Source organism: Streptomyces sp. NBC_00523, assembly GCF_036346615.1.
Classification (GTDB): Bacteria; Actinomycetota; Actinomycetes; order Streptomycetales; family Streptomycetaceae; genus Streptomyces.
Genome location: NZ_CP107836.1, coordinates 6,936,299 through 6,960,561 on the forward strand (window position 1 = coordinate 6,936,299; position 24,263 = coordinate 6,960,561).

Annotated in this window: 17 protein-coding genes; 13 read left to right on the forward strand and 4 right to left on the reverse strand. The window is 71.5% G+C overall.

Going from position 1 to position 24,263, the window contains the following annotated elements; all coding sequences use genetic code 11:
• Positions 1 to 265 precede the first annotated feature (265 nt).
• The 6 genes from OHS17_RS31230 (at position 266) to OHS17_RS31255 (ending at position 9,669) form a co-directional block, all read left to right on the forward strand.
• Entirely contained in the window at positions 266 to 1,858 is a 1,593-nt protein-coding gene (locus tag OHS17_RS31230) for an ABC transporter substrate-binding protein (RefSeq protein WP_330314888.1), read from the forward strand.
• 1 nt (position 1,859) lies between these two features.
• Positions 1,860 to 2,804 (forward strand): ABC transporter permease, encoded by a 945-nt coding sequence (locus OHS17_RS31235; protein WP_330314889.1) that lies wholly within the window; start codon positions 1,860 to 1,862, stop codon positions 2,802 to 2,804.
• A 5-nt stretch (positions 2,805 to 2,809) separates the two neighbouring features.
• A complete protein-coding gene (locus tag OHS17_RS31240) occupies positions 2,810 to 3,697 on the forward strand; it encodes an ABC transporter permease (protein ID WP_018099764.1) in 888 nt (295 codons plus the stop codon).
• Positions 3,694 to 5,550, forward strand: a complete 1,857-nt coding sequence (locus OHS17_RS31245) for an ABC transporter ATP-binding protein (protein WP_330314890.1) — start codon at positions 3,694 to 3,696, stop codon at positions 5,548 to 5,550. The genes OHS17_RS31240 and OHS17_RS31245 overlap by 4 nt, the downstream gene beginning before the upstream one ends.
• A gap of 52 nt (positions 5,551 to 5,602) precedes the next feature.
• Positions 5,603 to 7,918, forward strand: a complete 2,316-nt coding sequence (locus OHS17_RS31250) for an arylsulfatase (protein ID WP_330314891.1) — start codon at positions 5,603 to 5,605, stop codon at positions 7,916 to 7,918.
• Between the two features lie 194 nt (positions 7,919 to 8,112).
• Entirely contained in the window at positions 8,113 to 9,669 is a 1,557-nt protein-coding gene (locus tag OHS17_RS31255) for an MFS transporter (RefSeq protein ID WP_330314892.1), read from the forward strand.
• A 54-nt stretch (positions 9,670 to 9,723) separates the two neighbouring features.
• Here the strand turns inward: OHS17_RS31255 and OHS17_RS31260 are convergent, their stop codons facing one another.
• A complete protein-coding gene (locus OHS17_RS31260) occupies positions 9,724 to 12,015 on the reverse strand; it encodes a glycoside hydrolase family 3 N-terminal domain-containing protein (RefSeq protein WP_330314893.1) in 2,292 nt (763 codons plus the stop codon).
• Between the two features lie 151 nt (positions 12,016 to 12,166).
• Here OHS17_RS31260 and OHS17_RS31265 point away from each other — a divergent pair, with 151 nt between their 5' ends.
• Positions 12,167 to 12,766, forward strand: a complete 600-nt coding sequence (locus tag OHS17_RS31265; protein WP_330314894.1) for a TetR/AcrR family transcriptional regulator — start codon at positions 12,167 to 12,169, stop codon at positions 12,764 to 12,766.
• A gap of 235 nt (positions 12,767 to 13,001) precedes the next feature.
• Positions 13,002 to 15,998, forward strand: a complete 2,997-nt coding sequence (locus tag OHS17_RS31270) for a carbohydrate binding domain-containing protein (protein WP_330314895.1) — start codon at positions 13,002 to 13,004, stop codon at positions 15,996 to 15,998.
• A 45-nt stretch (positions 15,999 to 16,043) separates the two neighbouring features.
• On the opposite strand, the gene OHS17_RS31275 is transcribed toward OHS17_RS31270, so the two are convergent.
• Positions 16,044 to 16,946 carry a carbohydrate kinase family protein gene (locus OHS17_RS31275; RefSeq protein ID WP_330314896.1) on the reverse strand — a complete coding sequence of 301 codons (903 nt, stop codon included), beginning with the start codon at positions 16,944 to 16,946 and terminating at the stop codon, positions 16,044 to 16,046.
• Between the two features lie 129 nt (positions 16,947 to 17,075).
• Here OHS17_RS31275 and OHS17_RS31280 point away from each other — a divergent pair, with 129 nt between their 5' ends.
• Positions 17,076 to 17,537 carry a hypothetical protein gene (locus OHS17_RS31280; protein ID WP_330314897.1) on the forward strand — a complete coding sequence of 154 codons (462 nt, stop codon included), beginning with the start codon at positions 17,076 to 17,078 and terminating at the stop codon, positions 17,535 to 17,537.
• Positions 17,538 to 17,547: 10 nt separating this feature from the next.
• Here the strand turns inward: OHS17_RS31280 and OHS17_RS31285 are convergent, their stop codons facing one another.
• Entirely contained in the window at positions 17,548 to 19,605 is a 2,058-nt protein-coding gene (locus tag OHS17_RS31285) for a SpoIIE family protein phosphatase (RefSeq protein WP_330315404.1), read from the reverse strand.
• A gap of 219 nt (positions 19,606 to 19,824) precedes the next feature.
• On the opposite strand from OHS17_RS31285, the gene OHS17_RS31290 reads away from it, so the two are divergent.
• The 4 genes from OHS17_RS31290 (at position 19,825) to OHS17_RS31305 (ending at position 23,341) form a co-directional block, all read left to right on the forward strand.
• Positions 19,825 to 20,079 carry a WhiB family transcriptional regulator gene (locus OHS17_RS31290; RefSeq protein WP_018099754.1) on the forward strand — a complete coding sequence of 85 codons (255 nt, stop codon included), beginning with the start codon at positions 19,825 to 19,827 and terminating at the stop codon, positions 20,077 to 20,079.
• 13 nt (positions 20,080 to 20,092) lie between these two features.
• Positions 20,093 to 20,419 carry a YkvA family protein gene (locus OHS17_RS31295; RefSeq protein WP_330314898.1) on the forward strand — a complete coding sequence of 109 codons (327 nt, stop codon included), beginning with the start codon at positions 20,093 to 20,095 and terminating at the stop codon, positions 20,417 to 20,419.
• 136 nt (positions 20,420 to 20,555) lie between these two features.
• Positions 20,556 to 22,733 (forward strand): discoidin domain-containing protein, encoded by a 2,178-nt coding sequence (locus OHS17_RS31300; RefSeq protein WP_330314899.1) that lies wholly within the window; start codon positions 20,556 to 20,558, stop codon positions 22,731 to 22,733.
• Between the two features lie 98 nt (positions 22,734 to 22,831).
• Entirely contained in the window at positions 22,832 to 23,341 is a 510-nt protein-coding gene (locus OHS17_RS31305) for a mycothiol transferase (RefSeq protein WP_330315405.1), read from the forward strand.
• An 83-nt stretch (positions 23,342 to 23,424) separates the two neighbouring features.
• Here OHS17_RS31305 and OHS17_RS31310 read toward each other — a convergent pair whose 3' ends face one another.
• A complete protein-coding gene (locus OHS17_RS31310) occupies positions 23,425 to 24,228 on the reverse strand; it encodes an AraC family transcriptional regulator (RefSeq protein WP_330314900.1) in 804 nt (267 codons plus the stop codon).
• Positions 24,229 to 24,263: the final 35 nt, after the last annotated feature.

A 24,263-nucleotide genomic window follows, 5' to 3' on the forward strand; every position in this document is an offset into this window, starting at 1 on the left:
GCCCCGCTGGCTTCCCACGGGTGACAACCACCCGCTGAGACCCGGGAATCGCCTCTCCCCTCCGGCTTCCCCGCTCCCGTGCGTCGCGGGAGCCCCGACGCCTACCCGCGCCGATTCCGTACGGCCGCCGCAGCGGCCCGGTCCGGTGCGCCTTTCGCGCAGCGCATCTCCCTCGCTCCATTCCTCCCGCAGCGGAACGAATACGCGGACGTGCACCGCCGCGCGCTCCCACCTTCCCTTTTCCCACCGTCACAGGCAGGCATCGATGACCGAGCTGTACCCCCTCACGCCCTCCGGACCGTCCCGGCGCTCCACGCTGCGCGCCGCGGGCGGCGGCGCCCTGCTCCTCGGACTGGGCCTCGCGGGATGCCGCTCGGCCGTGTCGGAGACCTCGTCCGCCCCGCAGGGCGCGAGCGCCGCACCACGGCGCGGCGGTGTGCTGAACGTCGCCGTGAACGCCGACTTCACGCCCGCCCTGCTGTTCGCGCAGAGCAACCAGTCCCTTCAGCAACGCCTCATCTACAACACCCTCACCCGCTACGACGACCGCCTCCACCCGAAACCCGAACTCGCCACCTCCTGGACGTACGCCAAGGACGGGCGCAGCATCACGCTCCGGCTGCGCGACGACGTCACCTTCCACAACGGCCGCGAGTTCACCGCCGACGACGTCATCTTCGCGGTGAAGAATCTTCAGAACCCGGTGCGCGCCGCCCAGTTGCGCAGCACGGCCGCCACGGTCACCGGGTTCGAAAAACGCGGCGACCACGAGCTGGTGCTCAAGCTGGCGCACCCGGTCAACAACCTCTTCGACCTGTTCGAGTTCATGATCATCACGGACTCGGAGAGCGTCGAGGACGCCGTCGCCGGGAGGAAGTTCATCGGGACGGGCCCCTTCAAGCTGAAGAAGTGGAGCCCCGGCTCCGGTCTGAGCCTCACCCGCAACGACACGTACTGGCAGCCCGGCCGCCCCTACCTCGACGGCGTCGAACTGCGGGTCATAGCCCAGGCCGACGCGCTGATATCGTCCCTGCGCTCCGGCCAGTCCCAGCTCTCCTTCGACGTGCCCGGCAAGAGCGTCGGCGTCGTCAAGACCGACAACGGGCTCACCATCAGCGACTACGACACCGGAGCCGGAGCCGTCTACCTGGGCGTCAACACCACCGTCGCCCCGCTGAACGACCGCACCGTCCGCCAGGCCCTCGCCTGGGCCGTCGACCGGGACCGGCTCGTCGCCCAGACCCTCGGCGGCTACGGCCTCGCCTCCGCCGCGCCCTGGCCCAAGTCCTCACCCGCCTACAGCGAGGCCAACCGCACCCACTACACCCACGACCCCGCCAAGGCCCGGGAACTCCTGAAGTCCGCGGGGCACACCAGGCTCGACCTGCCCATGCTGCACATCGCGCTGCCCGGCGAGACGGCCATCGCCGAGTCCATCCAGTACGACCTCAAGCAGGTCGGCGTCCACGTCACGCTCCAGCCCACCGACGGCGCCACCGCGCAGAAGAAGCTGATCTCGCAGGGCATGCCGGCCCTGTGGTCCCTGGGCCACGGATTCGCCCAGGTGCAGCCCTCCACCCTCGCCGTCAGTGCGTACCCCTTCAACGAGGCGAAGAACACCTCCAAGTACCGCTCGGCCGCCTACACCAAGGTCGTGCAGGAGGCGTGGACCGAGCCGGAGACCGACTCGGCCGCCGCCAACGCGCTGCACCAGAAGATCTCCTCGATCCTGCTGGACGAGGCGTTCCTCATCGACCTCGTCGTACGCGGACAGCTCCAGGTCTCCGCCGCCCGGCTGCACGGCGTCACGCTCAACAAGTTCTCCTACCTCAACCTCGACAACGCCTACCTGGTGTGACATGCGCAGCTACCTGATCCGGCGGCTGCCGTCCGCCCTCCTCGTCCTGGTCGCCGCCTCCTTCCTCATCTTCACCATCCTCAGGCTGGTCCCCGGCGACCCCGCCACCTCGCTCGCCGGACCCGACGCGGACGCGGCGACCGTCGCCGCGATCCGCGAACGGCTCGGCCTCGACGCACCCCTGCTCTCCCAGTACGCCCACTGGATCGGCTCGCTCCTGAAGGGCGACCTCGGACCCTCGTACGCGATCGGCGGTCAGACCGCCGACCTCATCGGCGACGGACTCGGCGCCACCACCGAACTCACCCTCGCTGCACTGGTGTTCGTGGTCGTGCTCGGTACGGCCTTCGGCGTCATCGGGGCCACCTCGCGCAACCGGTGGCTGACCGCAGCCGTCCGCGTGATCACCACCGCCGCCCTCGCCGTACCGCCGTTCGTCAGCGGCGTGCTGCTCGTCCTGGTCTTCGCCGTGGCGCTCCCCGTACTGCCGCCCGGCGGCCGGGTCGCCTTCCTGATGGCCCCGGACCTCGCCGCCCAGTACCTCGTGCTGCCGGCGCTCTGCCTCGCCCTGCCCAGCGCCGCCGTGCTCGGCCGCTACCTCAAGGACGGCATCGAACGCGGCCTCGCCGAGGACTACATCCGCACCGCGACCGCCGCCGGGATCGCCCCGCGCCGCCTGCTCTGGCGCCACACCCTGCCCAACGCCCTGCCGCCCGTCGTCACCCTGCTCGGCATGCAGGTCGGGAACCTGCTCGGCGGGGCCGTCCTGGTCGAGGCGATCTTCGCCTGGCCCGGCCTCGGACAACTCGCCGAGCAGGGCCTCCAGCGCCGCGACTACCCGGTCGTCCAGGACCTCCTGCTGCTCCTGGTCGGCGTCTTCGTCCTCGTCCAGCTGCTCACCGACCTCGTGTACGCCTGGCTCGACCCCCGGATCAGGTGGGAGTAACCCTGATGACCCAGACGACCGACCTCCTCGCCGTCGCGCCGCCCCCGGCCGCCCGCAAGCCGCGCGCCACGGCCCGCCCCCGCCACCCGTACCGCACCGCCCTGTCCACCGCCCGCGCCCGCACCGGCCTCGTCCTCGTCGGCGTGGTCGTCCTCGCCGGGCTCCTCGCACCGCTGCTCGCCGGACACGGGCCCACCGACCAGAGCGGCCAGAGCCTCGCGGGGCCCGGCACGCCCGGACACCTCCTGGGCACCGACGACCTCGGGCGCGACCTGCTCAGCCGGGTGCTGTACGGCATCCGCACCGACCTCACCATCATCACGATCGCCGTGCCCGCCGGGGCCGTACTCGGCTGCCTGCTCGCCCTGGCCGCCGCCGCCCACCCGGTCGCCGACACCGTCGTCCAGCGCGTCTTCGACCTGCTCCTCGCGTTCCCCGGGCTGATCCTGGCGCTCGCCGTCACCGCGATCCTCGGCCCCGGACGCGTCCCCGTCGTGCTCGTCATCGCCCTCGCCGAGGTCCCGGTCTTCGGCCGGCTGCTGCGGAGCGGCGTCCTCGTACAGCGGGAACGGGAGTACGTCACCGCCGCCCGGGTCGGCGGCGGTTCGAGCAGCCGGGTGCTGGTCCGGCACATCCTGCCCAACGCGGCCGACCCGCTCGTGGTGCAGATCGCCGTCTCGCTGACCGTCGCCGTCTTCATCGAGGGCGCGATGAGCTTCCTCGGCGTCGGCGTCCGGCCGCCCGAACCCACCCTCGGCGCGGTGCTCAGCCAGTCCATGCCCTATCTCGCCCAGTCCCCGCACTTCGCCGCGGGCCCCCTGATCACCGTAACCGCGCTCGTCCTCGGACTCTCGCTCATCGCCGAGGCGCTCAACCGGGAGATACGCCGATGACCGCCCCCGAGCTGCTGGAAGTCCGCGACCTCGGCGTCGAGTTCACCGCCCCCGACGGTTCACCGCTGCGCGCCGTGCGCGGGGTCTCCTTCACCCTGCGCCGGGGCGAGACCCTGGCCGTCGTCGGAGAGTCCGGGTCCGGCAAGTCCACCACCGCGCTCGCCCTGAACCGCATGCTCCCCGGCACCGGCCGCATCACCACCGGGACGGTCCGGCTGGACGGCCGCGACCTGGCCGCCGCCGACGAGGCCGAGCTGCGCGCGGTGCGCGGCGCCCGCATCGGCATGGTCTTCCAGGACCCGATGACCGCCCTCAACCCCGTCCTCACCGCCGGCCGCCACATCGAGGAGGCCCTGCGCGCCCACGGCAACCACCACAAGGCCGCCCGTCGCGCCCGTGCCGTCGAACTCCTCGACCGGGTCGGCATCCCCGACCCGCACCGCCGCGCCGACGACCACCCGCACCAGTTCTCCGGCGGCCAGCGCCAGCGCATCCTCATCGCCATGGCCCTCGCCGGTGAACCCGACGTCCTCCTCGCCGACGAGCCGACCACCGCGCTCGACGCCACCGTCCAGGACCAGATCCTCACCCTGCTCGGCGACCTCAACCGCGAGACCGGTACCGCCCTCGTCCTCATCACCCACAACATGGGCGTCGTCGCCCGCGCCTGCGAACGGGTCCTTGTGATGTACGGCGGCACCGTGGTCGAGGACGGGCCCACCGCCGAAGTGCTCACCCGCCCCCGCCACCCGTACACCGCCGGGCTCCTGGCGGCCGTCCCGCGCCTCGCCACCCCGTCCGGGACCCGGCTCACCGGCATCCCCGGCAGCCCGCCCGACCTCACGCTCCTCGGGGACGGCTGCGCCTTCGCCGAGCGCTGCACCCTGGCCGAGGACCGCTGCCGCACCGCGACCCCGCCGCTCGCACGGGTGGCCGGTGACGTCCGGGTGGCCTGCCTCCCCGCCGCCGGACGCACCGAACCCCTGCCCGCCCCGGCCCCGCCCGTCCGCATCGACCGCCCCGCGCCCGGAGCGGTCGTGCTGGAGGCGGACGGGCTCACCAAGACGTACGGGGGACGTGGCGCCCGGCGACGCGGGGTGCCCGCGCTCGACGGGGTGTCGCTGACGCTCAGGGAGGGCGAGACGCTGGGCATCGTCGGCGAGTCCGGCTCCGGCAAGTCCACCCTGGCCCGGGTCCTCGCCCACGCGCACACCGCCGACGACGGCACCCTGCGGCTGCGCGGCGAGGACGTCACCCGGCCCTCGCGCCGGGCGCTGCACGCGGTGCGCCGCCAGGTCCAGATGGTGTTCCAGGACCCCTACGCCTCGCTCAACCCGCGCATGACGGTGGGCGAGATCGTCGCCGAACCCCTCGTCGCGTTCGGCATCGGCGACCGGGAGGCGCGCCGGGAGCGGGTGGCGGAGCTCCTGGAGCTGGCGGGCCTGGACCCCGCCGTGGCCGGACGCCACCCGCGCTCCTTCTCCGGCGGCCAGCGCCAGCGCATCGGCATCGCCCGCGCGCTCGCCCCGGCGCCGACCGTCCTCATCTGCGACGAACCCGTCTCCGCGCTCGACGTCTCCGTCCAGGCCCAGATCACCGGCCTGCTCACCGACCTCCAGCGCGACCTGGGCCTCTCCCTCGTCTTCATCGCCCATGACCTCGCGGTCGTCCGGCAGATCAGCCACCGCATCGCCGTCATGCACCGGGGCCGGGTCGTGGAGACCGGCACCGCCGACGAGGTGTGCGAGCACCCCCGCGATCCGTACACCCGCGCCCTGCTCGCCGCCGCGCCCGAACCCGTACCCCCGGCGGCCCGGACCGGGCACGCCGAGAAGACGGGAGCCCTCGCATGACCGACCGCACCCCCGAGCCGCCCACCCCGACCCGTGACGGAGCCACCCGCCGATGACCACCAGCACCCGCCGCGACCCCTACGACGGCTTCCCCGGCCGCATCGGCCGCACCTTCGCCGCCTCCGAGCCCGCCTGGCCGGCGCCCCGGACACCGGGGGAGAAGGCCCCGAACATCGTCGTCGTGCTCGTGGACGACATGGGCTACAGCGACATCGGACCCTTCGGCTCCGAGATCCCCACCCCCGTGCTCGACACCCTCGCCGAGGACGGCGTACGGCTCAGCAACTACCACACCATGCCGCTGTGCTCACCGGCCCGCGCCGCCCTGCTCACCGGCCTCAACCCGCACCGCGTCGGCTACGCCATGGTCGCCAACTCCGACCCGGGCTTCCCCGGTTACGGCATGGAGATCGCCGACGACATCCCCACCCTCGCCGAGCTCCTCCACGACTCCGGCTACGCCACCTACGCCGTCGGCAAATGGCACCTGGTCCGCGACTCCGCCTCCAACGCCGCCGACGACCGCGACAACTGGCCGCTGCGCAAGGGCTTCGACCAGTACTACGGCGTCCTGGAAGGGCTCACCAGCCTCTTCCACCCGCACCAACTCGTGCGCGACAACAGCCCGCTGGACATCGACGAGTTCCCGGACGACTACTACTACACGGACGACATCACCGACCAGGCGATCTCCATGGTGAAGTCGCTGCGCGCCCACGACCCGGACAAACCCTTCTTCCTCTACCTCGCGCACAACGCCGTCCACGGCCCGCTCCAGGCCAAGGAGGAGGACATCGCCCGCCACCGGGGCCGCTACGACGAGGGCTGGGACGCGCTGCGCGACCGCCGCTTCGCCGCCCAGATCGCCGACGGCCTCTTCCCGCCCGGCACCGAACTCCCGGAACGCAACAGCGAGGCCGGGCAGGACGTGCCCGCCTGGGACAGCCTCACCGAGAAGCAACAGCGGCTGTACGCGCGCTACATGGAGGTGTACGCGGCACTGGTCGACAACATCGACCAGAACCTCGGCCGGCTCACCGCCACCCTCGAAGCCCTCGGTGAGCTCGACAACACCATCATCGTCTTCACCTCCGACAACGGAGGCACCGGCGAGGGCGGCGCCGAAGGCACCCGCTCCTACTTCAGCCGCTTCGTCCACCACCCGGCCCTGCCCGAGGACTGGACCCCCGACGTCGACCGGGACCCCGGGCTGATCGGCGGCCCGCGCAGCCTGGTGCACTATCCGCGCGGCTGGGGCATGGCGTCCAACACCCCGTTCCGGCTCTACAAGGGGCACACGTACGCGGGCGGGGTGCGCGTCCCGTTCGTCCTGTCCTGGCCGAGGGGCGCCCGCGAAGGGCGGCTCACCCCGGGCACCCGCCCGCAGTACCAGTACGTCACCGACATCGCCCCGACCCTCCTCGAACTCGCCGGTCTGGAACGGCCGGAGCGCCGGCGCGGGGTCCCGCTCCAGGAGCCGGACGGCGTCACCTTCGCCCCCGTACTCGCCGACCCGGAACACCTCTCCACCCACCCCGAGCAGTACTGCGAGATGACCGGCAACCGCAGCTACTACCGCGACGGCCGCAAACTCGTCACCCTGCACCGCCCCGGCGCCCCCTACGACGACTCCGAGTGGGCCCTCTACGACATCAGGACCGACCCGACCGAGATCCACGACCTGGCCGCCGCACACCCGGGCCTGGTCAAGGAGCTCTCGGCGGCCTGGGAGAAGGCCGCCTGGCGCAACGGCGTCTTCCCGCTCCCCGACGGCAGCGGCGCCCTCGCCCGCCGCAACCCCGCCGAACAGCGGCTGTCGCGCCCCCTCACCTTGCTGCCCGGCACCCCCGAACTGGAGCGCTACCGCTCCTCCCGGCTGGTCTCGCTGCGCTCCTTCGAGGTCACCGTCGCGATCGAGGAGACGGGCGAGGGCGTCCTCGTCTCGCACGGCGACCAGGGCGGCGGTTACAGCCTGTACGTGGAGGGCGGCCGTCTGCACTTCGCGTACAACGAGTACGGCGTGCTCCACGAGACGGACGCGGGTCCGCTCGCACCGGGCGGGCACACGGTCCGGCTCGTGGCCACCGCCGAGCGCGGCCTGCGCTGGAGCTTCCGGATCGAGGCCGACGGCGAGACCCGGGCCACCCCGCCCAGCGTCCACCAGCTCATCGGCATGGCCCCCTTCCAGGGCATCAGCATCGGCGTGGACCGCAAATCCCCCATCTCCTGGCCCCTCTTCGAACGCCACCGCTCCTTCCCGTACCGGGGGCGTCTGCGCTCGGTGACGTTCACCCCGGGAGACCCGGGCCCGGACTCGCCGGAGGCGGTGGCCCAGGCCCTGAAGGAGGCAGCAGCGGCGTTCGAGTAGGCCGCCGTTCAGCCCTTCCGGCGTTTGAGGAGCGGGGTCCGGGGTGGAGCCCCGGTTTCCGGAAGGGGCGGGTAGGGGACAAGGCCCGCCGCAGGCGCCCCCCCAGAGATCGATTCGCGACGTCCCTCACCCAGGTCTAACGTCGGGGGAGTGAACGACCACGTTCACTCCCGCACAACAGCGGCACCGAACCAATGACCGGCTCCCACGCGACACCCGCGCAAGCCACCGCACCCCCTCGGAGGGACCGCGGCGGCACGATAGCCCTGCTGGTCATCTGCTCGTGCCAGCTGATGGTGGTCCTCGACATCACCATCGTGAACATCGCTCTGCCGCACATCCAGACATCCCTCGGATTCTCCACCGAGAACCTGTCCTGGGTGATCAACGCCTACACCCTCACCTTCGGCGGCCTGCTGCTGCTCGGCGGGCGGATCGGCGACATCCTCGGGCGACGCCGGGTCTTCATGACCGGCGTCGCCCTCTTCGTCATCGCCTCCCTGCTCGGCGGACTCGCCCAGGAGTCCTGGCAGTTGCTCGCCGCCCGCTCGCTCCAGGGCGTCGGCGGCGCCATCGCGTCGCCGACCGCGCTCGCCCTCATCACGACGACGTTCCACGAAGGCCCCGCGCGCAACCGGGCGTTCGGCGTGTTCGCGGCCGTCTCGGCAGGCGGCAGCGCCATCGGACTGCTCGCGGGAGGCGTGCTGGTCGAATGGCTGGACTGGCGGTGGATCTTCTTCGTCAACGTGCCCATCGGCGCACTGATCGTGCTGGCGACCCGCCGCTACATCCAGGAGTCCGAGCGCCACCCCGGCCACTTCGACATCCTCGGCGCCCTCACGGCGACGCTCGGCATGGTGAGCCTCGTCTACGGGTTCATCCGCGCCTCCGAGGAGGGCTGGAGCGACACCCTGACCCTGCTCGCGTTCGCCGCCGCGGTCGTGCTGCTCGGACTGTTCATCGTCAACGAGAGCCGGTCCCGGCAGCCCATCACCCCGCTGTGGATGTTCCGCGACCGCAACCGCGCCGGCACCTACGGGATCATGCTGAGCCTCGCGGCGGCGATGTTCGGGATGTTCTTCTTCCTGACCCTGTTCGTGCAGAACATCCTCGGCTTCAGCCCGCTGCGCACCGGTCTCGCCTTCCTGCCGGTCAGCGTCATCATCGCGATCGGCGCCGGATTCACCTCGAAGCTGCTGCCGAAGTTCGGACCCAAGCCCTTCATGGTGACGGGCGCGGTCCTCGCGGCGATCGGGCTCGGCTGGCTCACGCAGACCGACGTCCACAGCTCGTACCTGGGCAGTCTGCTGGGCCCGGTGCTGGTGTTCGGGCTCGGCATGGGCCTGCAGTTCGTCTCGCTGACCCTGATGGCACTCTCCGGCGTCGCGCCGCACGAGTCGGGCGCGGCCTCCGGAATCCTCAACACGACGCAGCAGGTGGGCGGATCGCTCGGCCTGTCCATCCTGGTCACCGTCTTCGGTACGGCCAGCCGCAACGAGGCGACCGACCAGGTGCCCAAGTTCATGGCCGAGGCCACACCGGCCCAGCTCGCGCAGTTCCGCAGGACGGGGCAGCTCCCCAGCCCCTGGGGCGATCAGGTCCTGGCATCGGGTGTCTCCACCTCGTTCCTGGCCGCAGCGGCCTTCGCCGTCGCCGCCGCGCTGATCGCGCTCTTCGTCATCCAGGTCCGCCCCTCGGACCTGGAACGGCTGCGCGGAAGCGGGAGCGGGAGCGGCCAGCCGGGCGCCTGAACACCCGTCCGACCGCTCCGGCCGACCACCCTCGACGGCCACCCGCCCGACGGCTCAGCCCTTGACGGTGAAGCCCGCCCGCAGCAGGTCGTCGTCGCGCGACGACGGACCGACCAGCAGCTCGAAGGCCCCCGGCTCCACGACCCGCCGGCCCTCGGTGTCCACCAGTGCGCAATCGGTCACCGGCAGCTCGATCGTCACCTCACGCGACTCGCCCGGGGCCAGCCGGATCTGCCGGTAGGTCTTCAGCTCCTTCTCCGCCCACGTCACGGACGTCACCAGGTCACTCACGTACGCCTGCACGGTCTCCAGCGCGGGGCGCCCGCCGGTGTTGCTCACGGTGACGCGCGCCCGCAGCGTGTCGCCCGCGCCCAGGACGTCGGTCAGCACCTCCAGGTCCGTGTAGGCGACGGTGGTGTAGCTCAGGCCCTCACCGAAGGCGTACGCGGGCCGCTGCGTCAGGTCCGCGTACCGCGAACCGTGCTGGCCGCGCAGCTGGTTGTAGTACGTGGGCTGCTGCCCGGCATGGCGCGCGAAGGACACGGGCAGCCGGCCGGACGGCTCCACGAGGCCGAGGGCCAGCTCGGCCACCGCGCGGCCGCCCTGCATGCCGGGGTTGAAGGCGTACACGATGGCCGAGGCACGGTCGGCGGACGGCGGCAGCACCAGTGGCTTGGACGCGATGACGACCACGGTGAACGGCTTGCCCGTCGCGGCGAGCGCGTCCAGCAGCGCGATCTGCCCGCCGATCAGCTCCAGGGTCGCCGTCGAGCGCCCCTCACCGACCAGCTCGATGCGGTCGCCCACCACGGCGACGACATGGTCGGCGGCCTCGGCGGCGGCGACCGCCTCCGCGATCAGGTCCTCGGACGGCTCGCACGGGACGACGATCTCGGGGCGCGGCTGCCCGTCCGGGAAGAACGCGCCCTCGGGGTCCGGGCCCACCGTCAGGATGTCGGCGCCGCGCGCGTGGGTGACGGTCCAGCCGGCGGGCACATGCTCCCGGAAGCCGTCGAGGACGGTACGGATCATGGCGCGCGGATGACCGTCCGGCAGCCAGTCCGCCTGGCCGGAGGAGCCCGCCCAGTCACCGAGCTGGGTCTGCGCGTCATCGGCGTTGGGGCCGATCACGGCGACCGTACGCGGCGTCGCCCCGGCGTCCGCGACCGCCCGGCCGTCCGCCCCGGCCGCGAAGCCGCCGCCCAGGGGCAGGACGCCGTCGTTGGCCAGCAGGACCAGCGAGCGGCGGGCCACCTCGAGGTTCAGCTCGGCGTGCCCGGAGCTGCCGATGACCGCCTGCTGCCGGTCCCGGTCGGGGTGGCGCGGATTCTCGAAGAGGCCCAGCTCGAACTTGAGCGTGAGGATGCGCGCGACCGCCGCGTCGATGTCCGCCTCGGTGAGCCGCCCGGCCGCCACGGCCTGCTGCGCGCCCTCGAAGAAGTCGGGCGTGGTCATCACCATGTCGTTGCCCGCCCGGACCGCCGCGGCCGCGGCCTGGGTGTGGTCGGCGTACACCTTCTGCTCCCACACCATGCGTCCGACGTTGTCCCAGTCGGTCACCAGCGTGCCGGTGTAGCCCCACTCGCCGCGCAGCACCTCGTTGAGCAGCCAGTTGTTGACGGTGACGGGGACACCGTCCATCGACTGGTAGCCCAGCATGAACGTACGGCAGCCCTCCTTGGCGACCCGCTCGAACGGCGGCAGGAACCAGGAACGCAGCTTGCGGCGCGAGATGTCGGCCTCGCTCGCGTCACGGCCGCCCTGCGTCTCGGAGTAGCCCGCGAAGTGCTTGGCGCACGCCAGGATCGCCGTCGGGTCGTCCAGCCCCTCGCCCTGGTAGCCGCGCACCATCGCCGACGCCAGTTCGCCGATGAGGTGCGGGTCCTCGCCGAACGTCTCGCTGACCCGCCCCCAGCGCAGGTCCCGGGTGATGCACAGCACCGGCGAGAACGTCCAGTGGACGCCGGTCGCGGCCACCTCGACGGCGGTCGCCCGCGCCACGCGCTCCAGCAGCTCCGCGTCCCAGCTCGCGGCCATGCCCAGCTGCGTCGGGAAGATGGTGGCGCCCTCCCAGAAGGAGTGCCCGTGGATGCAGTCCTCGGCGACCAGGAGGGGGATGCCCAGGCGGGTGCGCCGGGTCAGCTCGGCGGCCTCCAGGACGCGTTCGGGCGAGGCGTGCAGGATCGAGCCCGCGTGCATGTCCTCGATGTGCTGCCGGACCCCGTCCTTGCCGTTCAGCTGGAGCATCTGACCGACCTTCTCGGGCAGCGTCATCCGGCCCAGCAGGTCGGAGACGCGCTCCGGAATGGACAGGCGGGGGTCGAGATAGGGCAGGGAGGAGCCCACGGGAGGTCCTTTCGCGACGTCGGCGACGTTCTGTCATGCGGAGGCTGTGCGCTCCGGGCACCACCGTACGCCGAATACCGACCTAGTGGTAAGTAAGTAGGATGCGAACATACGCAGTGGTGCCTGCCGAGACGACCGGGGAGCGTGGAGAGTGACCGGCGAAGAGCGGCGTGGATACGCGAAGGGCCGGGCCAAACGCGGGGAGATCCTCGACCAGGCCATGGCCATGTTCGGCGAGGCCGGCTACCGGGGCGCCTCGCTGCGGGTGATCGCCACCCGCTGCGGCATCTCGCATCCCGGACTGCTGCACCACTTCCCGACCAAGGAATCGCTGCTGCTGGCCGTCCTGGAACATCGCGACGCCGTGGACGACCAGTGGCTGGAGGCGGGCCGCCCCACCGGCGTCGACCGGCTGCGCCGGCTGGTCGGGCTCGCGGCGCTCAACGCCGAGCGGCGCGGCATAGTCGAGCTGTTCTGCGTGCTGTCCGCCGAGGCCACCTCCGCCGACCACCCGGCCCACGCCTACTTCGTGGAGCGGTACCGCTGCTCGGTCCGGTCCACGGCCGTGTCGTACACCGAGGCGCGCGAGAGGGGCGTGCTGCGCGAGGACATCGACCCGCGGGAGGCGGCGCAGCAGCTCATCGCGCTGATGGACGGGCTGCAGATCCAATGGCTGCTCGGCAACGGTGGGACCGACATGGCCGGGGTGCTGCACGCGCATGTCCAGGCGCAGTTGACGGTGCCGCTCTGAGCGGAGGCGGCGGGCGACGTGCGTCGCGAGACGGCTGCTCCGCACCTCTTTACGGGCTTGTCATGTGCCGGTAACTTCCGTCCTGCAAGAGATTGCAGCAACATTCCGGCTTGATTTACAAGCTCGCTCGGACCTTGAGGCGCGTCAGGGTCTCCGGCGGGACGGCACGGGCCCCACCTCCCGTGCCTCGGACGCCACGGCTTCGCCGCCGCCGTGGCTCTTCCCTGGAGACACCATGAAACGCAACGCCCACCGGCTGCTGAGACGCACCCTGGCGTCCGCCGCTGCTGCCGCCGCGGTGTGCGGGCTGCTCACCGCACTGCCGGACACCGGCCTCGACGCACGGCCCGTCGCGGCCTCCGACGCGACGACCACCGTCTTCTACTCCACCAAGACGAAGAACTGGGCCGCCTACAACCTGCATTACGCCCCCGACGGCGGCTCCTGGACCACCGTGCCCGGGGTCGCCATGGAGGCCGCCTGCACCGACTGGGTCAAGAAGACCGTCCCGCTCGCCGGCGCCGAGGGCATCCAGGCGACCTTCAACAACGGTTCGGGTGTCTGGGACAACAACGGGGGCGCGAACTACGACCTGGGCAGCGGGAACATCACGGTCAAGGACGGGGTCGTCGCCCACAGCGACCCGTGCGCGGACAGCGGTGACCCCGACCCGAGCCCCACCCCGTCCGACGAGGCGCACACCGCCTCGGTGTACTACTCCACCGCCACCGTCGGCTGGACGACCACCAACCTCCACTACCAGCCCGCGGGCGGCTCGTGGACCACCGTGCCCGGTGTCGGCATGGAACCGGCCTGCACCGGCTGGGTGAAGAAGACGGTCGACCTCGGAACCGCGACCTCGATGAAGGCCGCGTTCAACAACGGCAACGGCGTCTGGGACAACAACAACGGCGGCGACTACACCATCCCGGCCGGCCTCAGCACCGTGAAGGACCGCGCCGTCGCCCAGGACGCCCAGGACCCGTGCGCCGCCGAACCCGCCGACACCGAGGCACCCACCGTGCCGTCGGCGGTCACCGCCAAGGCCGACGGCGTCGCGGTCGTCCTGAGCTGGGAACCCTCCACGGACAACACCAAGGTGACGAAGTATCAGGTCACCCGCACGGGCGGCACCAAGGGCAGCGTCGTCACCGATGTGACCTCCACCGTGCTCTCCGAATCGGGCCTGGAGGAGCACACCGCCTACACCTACACCGTCAAGGCGATCGACGCGGCGGGCAACACCTCCGCCCCCTCCGCGCCCGCCAAGGCGACCACCGGTGACAAACCCCCGGCGGCCGCCCAGGGCACACCGCTCGGCACCGACCCCCGCAAGGACCCGATCTACTTCGTCCTCACCGCCCGCTTCAACGACGGCGACGCGAGCAACAACCGGGGCGGCAGCCAGGACGTCAAGTCCGGCAACGCGGCCAACAACGACCCCATGTTCCGGGGGGACTTCAAGGGCCTGGTCAACAAGCTGGACTACATCAAGGGGCTCGGCTTCTCGGCCATCTGGATCACCCCGGTCGTCCTGAACCGGTCCGACTACGACTACCACGGCTACCACGGATACGACTTCTACAAGGTCGACCCCCGTTTGGAGTCCGCCGGAGCCTCCTACCAGGACCTCATCAACGCCGCCCACGCCAAGGGCATCAAGATCTACCAGGACGTCGTCTACAACCACTCCTCGCGCTGGGGCGCCAAGGGCCTGTTCACACCCACCGTCTACGGCGTCCGCGACACGCAGTGGAGCTGGTACTACGACGAGAAGAACGAGGGCTTCGAGTACGACGGGCTCACCGTCGAATCCAAGAGCGGCAAGTCCTACTACAACGGCGACATGTGGTCCACCGCCGAACCCGCCGGCAACACCTGCCTCAACTGGGGCAAGCCGACCGGGGGCAAGTCCGCCGAGGGCTACACCCTCTACAACTGCCAGTGGCCCAACCCCACATCGGGGATGTTCCCGAAGGAGTACTACCACACCTGCTGGCTCGGCAACTGGGAGGGCGAGGACTCCCGCTCCTGCTGGCTGCACGAGGACCTGGCCGACTTCAACACCGAGTCCGCGCCGGTGCAGAACTACCTGATCGGCGCGTACGACAAGTACATCGACATGGGCGTGGACGGCTTCCGCATCGACACCGCGGTGCACATCCCGCGCACCACCTGGAACCGCCGCTTCCTGCCCGCGATCCAGGAGCGCGTCACCCAGAAGTTCGGCGCGGAGGCCGCGAAGAACTTCCTCGTCTTCGGCGAGGTCGGCGCCTTCGTCAACGACAAGTGGAACCGCGGCTCGGTCAACCACTCGGCGCAGTTCTTCACCTGGAAGGAACGCAAGGAGTACGACGCCGACGACGCCAAGGCCGCGCTGGAGATGTACGACTACGAGGAGCAGCTCGGCACCGGCAACCAGCCGGTCTCCGCCAACGCGTTCCTGGACGGCAACAGCTACCACACCCCGGACCACAGTCAGTTCTCCGGCATGAACATCATCGACATGCGCATGCACATGAACTTCGGTGACGCCACCAACGCGTTCAACAACGGCAAGGACTCCGACGACTCCACCAACGACGCCACCTACAACGTCGTCTACGTCGACAGCCACGACTACGGGCCCAACAAGAGCAGCGAACGCTACGCGGGCGGTACCGACGCCTGGGCCGAGAACATGTCCCTGATGTGGACCTTCCGCGGCATCCCGACCCTCTACTACGGATCGGAGATCGAGTTCCAGGCCGGCAAGAAGATCGACTGCGGCCCCACCTGCCCCCTGGCCACCACCGGCCGCGCCTACTACGGCGACCATCTCGCGGGCAACGTCACCGCTTCGGAGTTCTCGCAGGTCGACTCCGCCTCCGGCGAGGTCGCGAACACCCTCGCCCAGCCCCTGGTGAAGCACCTCCAGCGGCTCAACCAGATCCGCCGCGCCGTCCCCGCCCTGCAAATGGGCCAGTACTCCACGGACGGCATCACGGGCCAGATGGCGTACAAGCGCCGCTACACCAGTGGGACGACCGACAGCTTCGCCCTGGTCACCGTCACGGGCGGTGCCTCGTACACCGGCATCCCCAACGGCACGTACAAGGACGCCGTCACCGGTGACACCCGGGTCGTCACCGACGGAAAGCTCACCGTCGACGCCCCCGGCAAGGGCAACATGCGCGTGTACGTGCTGAACGGCCCCGGAAAGATCGGCACCGCGGGCCCCTACCTGAAGTGACCCGTCCGTGTGGGTGCCCCGGCCGGCCGGGGCACCCACACGTCGTCACGCGCCCAGCAGCTCCGCCCGGCCGATCATGGCCGTCGAGCCCGGAGCCGTACACGCGAAGGCACCCGCCACCGCACCCAGCCGGGCGCACTCGGAGGGCTCACGCCCGTCGAGCCTGCCGTACAGGAAGCCGGTGACGAACGCGTCGCCCGCCCCGTTGGAATCGACCACCGGCGCGGGCGGCACCACCGCCGGAACACGCACCGGCTCGTCGCCGCCGTCGCGCGTGAGGAGGTACGCACCCTCCGCGCCCGCCGTCGCCACCACCGCCCCGGCCCGGCCCTCGCACAGGATCTCCCGCATCAGCGCGGGCGCGCGCTCCCCGGTCGTCGCCGCGCTGAAGAACACCAGATCGGACCGGAGCGCGAACTCCCGCTGGTGCGCGTTCAGCCCGTCCCAGTCGTGCAGGTCCGTGGAGACCGGCACCCCCAGCGCCTCGATGTCGTCGTACAGGAACCGGGCGAAGTGCGTGATCGACAGATGGACATGGCGGGCCCGGCGCAGGTGGGGCAGATAGAACTCCCGGGGCATCCGCAGATCCTCCGGGTCCCGGGCGTCGTAGAACGACATCCGCCGGCCCGTGGCGTCCACCAGATTCACCGCGCGCCGGGTTCCGGCCGGGGAGATCACCGCGTGGAACTCCACATCGCCCTTCGCCAGGCGCTCGCGCACCTGGGTACCGATCCAGTCGTCACCGACGCAGTCCAGGAACGCCACATCGAGCCCCAGCGCGCGGGCGCCGAGCGCCACATTGCCGCCGGTCTGGCCGGGCCACTCCTGGATCGGGCCGACCATCACCGCGTCCGCCGGCGGGACCGGCAGGGCGTCGACGCGGACGATCGTGTCCACCCCGCTGCCGCCGACCACCACGACGTCGTACTCCGCTTGTCGTTGGACCACTGAGCCCCCTCTCGTGTTCCCGCCGCGCCCAGTATCGCCCACCTGACCGGCCGCTCGACGCGCGCCCGGGACACCCGCTGGCTAGGCTCGACCGGGGGTCGACGACCTTGTTCCATGGAGGCTCACGCCATGATGCTGTTGCCCGAACCGCGCGACATCCCGCCGCGCCTCGCCACCGGCGCTTTCATCCTCAACTCCGGCCTCGGCAAGCTCAAGGCCGACGAGGCGACCGCCCAGGGGCTGCACGGGATGGCCAGCAACGTCTATCCGTTCCTCGGGAAGCTGGAACCCGGTCGGTTCACCCGGTTGCTCGCCTGGTCCGAGATCGCGGTCGGTGCCGCGCTGCTGACCCCGGTCGTGCCGACCCGGCTCGCAGGGCTCGCCCTCACCGGGTTCTCCGGCGGCCTCTTCGGCCTCTATCTGCGGACCCCCGGCATGCGGGAGCCCGGCAGCCTGCGGCCGACGCAGGACGGGATCGCGCTCGCCAAGGACTCCTGGATGCTGGGCATCGGCCTCGGCTTCGTCGGCGCCGGCGGCTCCTGCGCACGCGCCGCCTCGAAGTGCCGCACCCGGCGCGGGTGCTCGCGCTGAACCGACGCCGTCACGCGTGGACCCGGGCCATCAGCAGCGCCACGTCGTCGTGGCCGTCCGGGTCCCGCAGCTCGCGCAGCAGCCGGTCGCACGTCGCGTCCAGCGACGCGTCCGGGGTGCGCAACAGCCCCAGCAGCGTCGCCAGGCGGCTGTCGATGTCGTCCTCCCGGGTCTCCACCAGGCCGTCCGTGTAGAGGACCAGCCGGTCGCCCGGGCCGAGCGGGACCGTGACATCGCTGAACGGCACCCCGCCCACGCCCAGCGGCGCCCCGGCCGGCAGATCGAGCAGCACCGGCTCACCACCCTCCGGGATCAGTACCGGCGGCAGATGCCCGGCCGTGGACACCCGGCACCGCCCGGCGCCCGGGTCGTACGCCACGTAGACACAGGTGGCGAACCACGGGTCGAGGCCGGCGGTGATCTCGTCCAGGTGCCCCAGCACCTCGGCGGGCTCCAGGGAGAGCCGGGACAGGGTCTGGGTGGCGGTGCGCAGCCGGCCCATCGTGGTCGCCGCGTTGATCCCGCTCCCCATCACATCGCCCACCACCAGGGCGGTCCCGCCGCCGCGCAGCCCGATCACGTCGAACCAGTCCCCGCCGACCTCGTAGCGCGAGGCGGCGGGCCGGTAGCGGGACACCACGTCCAGGCCCACCGGGTCGTGATGGTTGCGCGGCAGCATGCTGCGCTGAAGGGTGAGCGCGGTCTCCTGCTGCTGGCGGTAGAGCCGGGCGTTGTCGATGCCGACCGCGGCCCGGGCCGCCAGCTCGGCGGCCAGCGCCTCGTCCTCCGCCGTGAACGGCAGCGGGTTGTCCGTCCGGATCAGGTCGATCGCCCCGAGCACCTCGCCCCGCGCGATCAGCGGCACCGCCAGGTACGAATGCGCCCCGGCCTCCGCGAGCAGGGCGGCCGACCGCTCGTCTCGGGCCACCCGCGCCAGCTTCTCCGCGTCGAGGTGCGGCACCCGTACCGGCCGGGCGGTCCGCACGCACTGGGTGACCAGGCGGTCGGCGCCGTAGCGGGCTGCCCGGCCCGGCGGGTCCGCCGCCTCCACCACGGGCGTCGGCCGGGCCGCGACGACGGCGAGGGCCTGGATGAGGAGCGGGCCGTCCACCGGCCCGGGGCGCCCCTTCAGGACGCTGTCCAGCACGTCCACCGCGGCGACGTCGGCGAGCTGCGGCACGGTGACCTCGGCCAGCTCCAGGGCCGTCTGCTCCAGGTCGAGCGTGGTGCCGATGCGTACCGAGGCGTCGGCGATCAGCGCCAGGTGCTGCCGGGCCCGCTCCGCCTCGGCCGCCGCGCGGTACCGGTCGGTGACGTCGATCAGCGATACGGCGATGCCCAGCACCCGCCCCGCGGAGTCGTCCAGCCGGTACAGCGACACCGACCAGGCGCGGTCGGCGTCCGGTGCGGCGGGGGAGCGGCCGGCCACCTGGCGCGACACCTGCGGCACACCGCTGTCCAGCACCTCCCGCGCGGCCGCCTCCAGGCCCTCCGGGTCCAGGAACGACAGGGCCTCGCCCACCGGCCGCCCCAGGTGCTCGGCGGCGCTCAGGCCGTCCATCCGTTCCAGCGCGGCGTTCGCGGACATGAAGCGCAGATCGGGGCCCAGCACCGCGAGGCCGATCGGCGACTGGTCGACCAGCCCCACCGACAGCGCCAGATCCCGCTCCAGGTGGCGCAGCACGTCTCCGTCGGCCGCCAGCCCCAGCGCGTAGAAGTCACCCCGGTCGTCCTGCAACCGCATGTTGCGGAACTCCAGCAGCCGCGTGGTGCCGTCCTTGTGCCGTACGGGGAAGACCCCGGCCCACGCCTCGCCGCTGCGCATCACCTCGCCGAACAGGCGCAGCACCAGTTCGAAGTGCTCCTCGTCGACCAGCACCCGGGCGGCGAACTCGCCCAGCGCCTCCTCGGCGGAGTACCCCAGCAGCCGTTCGGCCTGCGGGCTCCACAGGACGATCCGGCCCTGGGTGTCCAGGACGAGTGCGGCGACCCCGAGGACGTCGAGCAGACCGCTCTCGGACGACTGGCGCGCGCCCGCGCGGCGGGCCTCGCCCCAGCCGATCCGCATGTCATCACTGCCGCCCACGGACGATCCTTCCCAGCCGCCACCGTGCCCGACGCAGGCCCGCCGTCTCCCATGATCGCCCCTGAGCCGCCGCCCCCGCAGCTTCGCGGGAAGTGAAGAGGACGCGAAGGAAGGGTCAGCGGGGTTTCGGGGGCGAAATGCCGGTCACCCGCAGCGTACCGAGGCAAACGCGACGCACACGACCGTCAGGAGTGAGAGTCCATGGAGAACTGGCGCATGCACGCGGCCTGCCGCGACGAGGACCCGGACCTGTTCTTCCCCATCGGAAGCACCGGCCCGGCGCTCGGCCAGGTCGAAGAGGCCAAGGCGGTGTGCCGACGCTGCCCCGTACAGGAGGAATGCCTGCGGTGGGCCCTGGAGAACAACCAGGACGCCGGGGTGTGGGGCGGACTGGGGGAGAACGAGCGGCGCGCCCTGAAGCGTCGCACCCGGCAACGGTCGCACCGCTCCGGATAGGGCAGGATGAAGCATGGACACCAAGGCTTGGATCATCGTCGGCGCGGCACTCGCGCTGCTCATGCTGGCCGCCGTCGGCGTCCTCCTGGTGCGGGTCCTGAAGGCCAGGAAACTGCTGGTGGACGCCGGTGTCCCGCTGCACAACAAGGCGCTGGTCTGGGCGGCGGTGCTGTACACCGTGTCGCCGGTCGACCTGCTGCCCGACCCGGTCTACCTCGATGACATCGGGTTCCTCCTGCTGGCCCTGCGCTCGCTGCACGCCGCGGCGCGGGCCGCGGGGGTCGGCGGTGGCGGCCACGCGGAGCACCCCGTCGAGACCGGCCCGAAACTCGTTCCGTAGCCCTTCGCGCACATTCCGGTGAACCCGGCGCGTCCTGATCGTTGACAGCTGGACCAGTACACGTCACTCTCCTGGGAGAGCGCTCTCCCAACCCGCCGCGGGATCCCCGTCCCGCACTCTTCCGCCAGGAGAGAATGTGCACAGAGCCGGTTCAGCCCTGCCCGCGAGACCCCGCGCGGGCACGCTGCTGATCACCCTTCTCGCCCTCGTCGCCTCGTCGCTGGTCATGCTGACCGCGCCGGGCGCCCGGGCCGCGGAATCCCTGCTCTCGCAGGGGAAGACCGCCACCGCGTCCTCGTCCGAGGGCGCCGGCTACGCGGCCTCGGCCGCCGTGGACGGCAACCTCACCGGAACGCGCTGGGCCAGCGAGTGGAGCGACCCCCAGTGGCTCCAGGTGGACCTGGGCGCCAAGGCCGACCTCAGCAGGGTCGTCCTGACCTGGGAGTCCGCCTTCGGCAAGGCGTACGAGATCCAGGCGTCCGACAACGGTTCCGACTGGCGCACCCTGAAGACCGTCACCAACGGCGACGGCGGCACCGACGACCTCGCGGTCAGCGGTTCCGGGCGCTACGTCAGGATGAACGGCACCGCCCGCGCCGGCGGCTACGGCTACTCCCTGTGGGAGTTCCAGGTGTACGGCACCACCGGCTCCACGAACCCGGACCCCGGCACCGGCGGGGCCGTCCGGGTCACCGGTTCGCAGGGCAACTGGCAGCTCACCGTCGACGGCAAGCCGTACCAGGTCAAGGGACTGACCTGGGGCCCGTCCGTCAACGACGCGGCGCGCTACATGCCCGACCTGAAGTCCATGGGCGTCAACACCATCCGGACCTGGGGCACCGACGGCACCTCCAAGCCGCTGCTCGACGCGGCGGCGGCCAACGGCATCCGCGTGGTCAGCGGCTTCTGGCTGCAGCCCGGCGGCGGCCCCGGCAGCGGCGGCTGCGTCAACTACCTGACCGACGACGCGTACAAGTCCTCGTCGCTCACCGAGTTCGCCAAGTGGGTGGACACGTACAAGAGCCACCCGGGTGTGCTCATGTGGAACGTCGGCAACGAGTCGGTGCTCGGCCTGCAGAACTGCTACAGCGGTGACGAGCTGGAGAAGCAGCGCAACGCCTACACCGGCTTCGTCAACGACGTCGCGAAGAAGATCCACACCATCGACCCGGACCACCCGGTCACGTCCACCGACGCCTGGACCGGTGCCTGGCCGTACTACAAGCGCAACGCCCCCGACCTGGACCTCTACTCGATGAACTCCTACGGAGACATCTGCTCGGTCCGCACCGCGTGGGAGTCCGGCGGCTACACCAAGCCCTACATCATCACCGAGGGCGGCCCGGCCGGTGAGTGGGAGGTCCCGGACGACGCCAACGGGGTCCCGGACGAGCCCACCGACGTACAGAAGGCCGAGGGGTACACCAAGGCGTGGAACTGCGTCACCGCCCACCAGGGTGTCGCGCTGGGCGCCACCTTCTTCCACTACGGCACCGAGCACGACTTCGGCGGTGTCTGGTTCAACGTGGTGCCGGACGGCAAGAAGCGGCTCTCCTACTACGCGCTGAAGAAGGCGTACAGCGGCTCCACCGCCGGTGACAACACCCCGCCCGTCATCAGCGACATGACGGTGCAGAACGCCGGCGGCGCCCCCGCGGGCAAGGAGTTCACCGTCCGCGCCGACGTCCGCGACCCGGACAACGACCCGGTCACGTACAAGATCTACCTGAGCGGCAACTACGCCACCGGCGACAAGGCCCTGGTGGAGGCCACCTGGCGGTCCACCGGCAACGGCACCTTCGCGGTGACCGCGCCCGCGCGGCTCGGGGTGTGGAAGGTGTACATCCAGGCCGAGGACGGGCACGGCAACGCCGGTATCGAGACCAAGTCGGTGAAGGTCGTGGTGCCCCCGGTCAGCGGCACCAACATCGCGCTCGGCCGCCCGGCCACCGCCTCCTCCGCCCAGGCAGGAAGCAGCGGCTGCCCGTGCACCGCGGCGATGGCGGTCGACGGACGCCTCGACACCCGGTGGGCCAGTGACTGGAGCGACCCGCAGTCCATCCAGGTCGACCTGGGGGAGCGGAAGTCGTTCCGCCACCTCCAGCTGGTGTGGGACCCGGCGTACGCCAAGTCCTACGAGGTGCTGGTCTCGGACGACGGCAACTCCTGGCGGTCGGTGTACACCACGACCACCGGTGACGGAGACGCCGACGACCTCGACCTCGCGCAGACCGCCCGCTATGTGAAGCTCAACCTCACCCAGCGCGGCACGGCGTGGGGCTACTCCCTCTGGGAGTTCGGCATCTACAGCTGACGCGGCCGGGCGGGCACCGGCGGGTCCTCCCCGCCGGTGCCCGCCCCCGTGCGTGTCGGTGGCCGTGCGGGGGAAGGGGAACGGCCATGGTTGAACGCATGAACGTCACCGACATCCTGACCGATGGGTACTCCCGCATCCAGGAGACCGTGCACGCGGCCGTCGAGGGCCTGGACCCCGACGCCCTCCACGCCCGGCTCGACGACGACGCCAACTCGATCGCCTGGCTCGTCTGGCATCTGACCCGCGTCCAGGACGACCACATCGCGGACGCCGCCGGCACCGAACAGCTCTGGACCGCCCAGGACTGGGCCGGCCGCTTCGACCTCCCCCTCCCCGCCGACGCCACCGGCTACGGGCAGAGCAGCAAGGAGGTCGCCGCCGTCCGCGTGGGCTCCGCCGATCTGCTCCTCGGCTACTACGACGCCGTCCACGAGAACACGCTCGCCTACCTCCGCGGCCTGGACGGCCACGCGCTGGCCCGCGTCGTGGACGAGGCATGGGACCCGCCCGTCACGCTGGGGGTGCGGCTGGTCAGCGTCCTGTCGGACGACCTCCAGCACGCGGGGCAGGCGGCGTTTGTCCGGGGCGTGCTGGAGCGCCGCTAGAGCCTGTCGTCAAACTGCCGTCGTCCGCCCGGCCCGCCCTCCGGGCGGACGACGGCAGTTTGACGACAGGCCCTGGCGCAGGCTCACGCGCCGCGCGTACGGGCGTAGTGGCCCGGGCCCGTTCCCACGATCCGCTTGAAGTGGCGGGTCAGGTGCGACTGGTCGTAGAAACCGGCCGATGCGGCGACGGCCGACGCCGGGACCCCGCTGAGCAGCAGCCGCCGCGCCAGGTCGACCCGCCTGCCAGTGACGTACTGGTGCGGTGCCATCCCGAACTCGCGGCTGAACGCCCGTACCAGATGGGCGTGATGGGCGTGCAGCCGCGCACCGGCCTCCTGGAGCGTGATGCCCTCGACATACGTCGCGTCGAGCAGCTCGCGCAGGCGGTGCGCGATCCTGCCGTCGTGGACGTACGGGGCCGAGCCGACCCGGTCGCCCAGGTGCTGTTCGAGCCGTTCCGCGACCAGGGCGAGCCGGCTGGCCGCCTCCAGCTCGTCGCCCGGGTCCGCGAGCGTGCGGTGGAGGCTGTCGATACGGCCGCGCAGCGCCGGGTCGTGCAGCACCGGCCGGTCCACCGCCCGGCCGATCAGCCGCTCGTCCACCTGGCCGGTGTCCAGATACAGCACGCGTTTGCGGAAGCCCTCGGGGGTGGCCGCCGCGCCGTTGTGCGGGACGTGCGGCGGCAGCAGCGTCACCGTGTGGGTGAGGACACCGTGCTCGTGGTGGTCCAGGTCGTAGCGCACCATGCCCTCGTCCACGACCAGCAGCGTCCAGGCGTCGTGCGTGTGCATGGGGTAGGCGTGGTCGGTGAAACGCGCGTGGAAGACCTCGGCGATCCCCTCCACGGGCGGCGACCACGCGGTGATCTCGGGACGTGCTGCGGCCATACGCCGATCGTACGCCGGGCGGTCGCCGCGCCCCG